This window comes from Leptotrichia sp. oral taxon 879 str. F0557 (assembly GCF_000469385.1).
GTDB classification, from domain to species: domain Bacteria; phylum Fusobacteriota; class Fusobacteriia; order Fusobacteriales; family Leptotrichiaceae; genus Leptotrichia; species Leptotrichia mesophila.
This window is the reverse complement of record NZ_KI271285.1, coordinates 1-931: the sequence shown is the minus strand read 5'-3', so window position 1 is coordinate 931 and position 931 is coordinate 1. Positions and strand designations below refer to the sequence as shown.

The following is a 931-nucleotide window of genomic DNA, read 5'->3' as shown; positions in this document are numbered from 1 at the left end:
TAGTTTAAACATTTTCTTGGTCTCGAATTTATCAACATTAAGGTTCTTAACAAGTCTTTTGTATCTATTTTTGATATGTCGGTCTTCTTTGGGGTAAAATTCCCTTAGAAGACCGTTAATAAGGATCTGCAAAATAAAAATCTATTCCCAGCATAAAAATTTCTTGCCTCTGTCTGATGTGAAAGTCTTGAATGTTCCTTTTGGAATACAGGCTGTCAGCTGTTTTATTGCTTTCATCATTGAATCTTTGCTTCTATCCTTCATCTTTATTGCTATATAAAATCGTGTCTTCAATTCCACAAATGTTGCAAAGCAGGCTTTGCTTTCTACTCTTGCTGAAACTACCGAGTCCAGCTCCCAATGCCCAAAAACTTCTTTTTTCTTGACTTCTTCCGGTCTGTCGCCAATTGACTTCCCAATATTGAATTTTCCTCTTGTCTCCTTAGCTTTCGCTCTCCTTCCCTTTCTTCTCAAGACATTCAGGGAAACATCCAGAAAATTACTGTACAGCCAGTTGTAGATAGTTTTAAATGATAGTTCCCCTTTACAATTTGTTCAGGTAACTAAGTCTTGCAGAGCCTGTCCTCTATCAGATTTTTCAATTCAGCAGTAATTTTTGAATTTCTTCCTTTATTAGCAGCTTTTGCATTGGCATTTTCTTGAGCATTCTCAGAAGAGTATTCTCCATTAATTCTTTTGATTTCACGGTAGATGGTGGACCTGTACCTGCTAAGGATTTGAGTAATTTTAGAAATTTTGTAATTTTCTTTTAGCAAATTCTTTCATTTATGGTAAAATATTTATGGCTTATGATATATTTCTTTTCGTTAATGTTTTTGTCGTTACTAACATTTTAACATGAAATTATGATGAGTTTTTACATTTTTTAGTTTATCGTAATATATAGTAAAACCTGTTTAAAACTGAACTA

At 33.2% G+C, this 931-nt stretch carries 1 pseudogene; it reads right to left on the bottom strand.

From position 1 onward, the window contains the following. Window positions 1–776: pseudogene (locus tag HMPREF1552_RS00280) on the bottom strand (IS30 family transposase); the annotation flags it as partial. Window positions 777–931 lie beyond the last annotated feature (155 nt).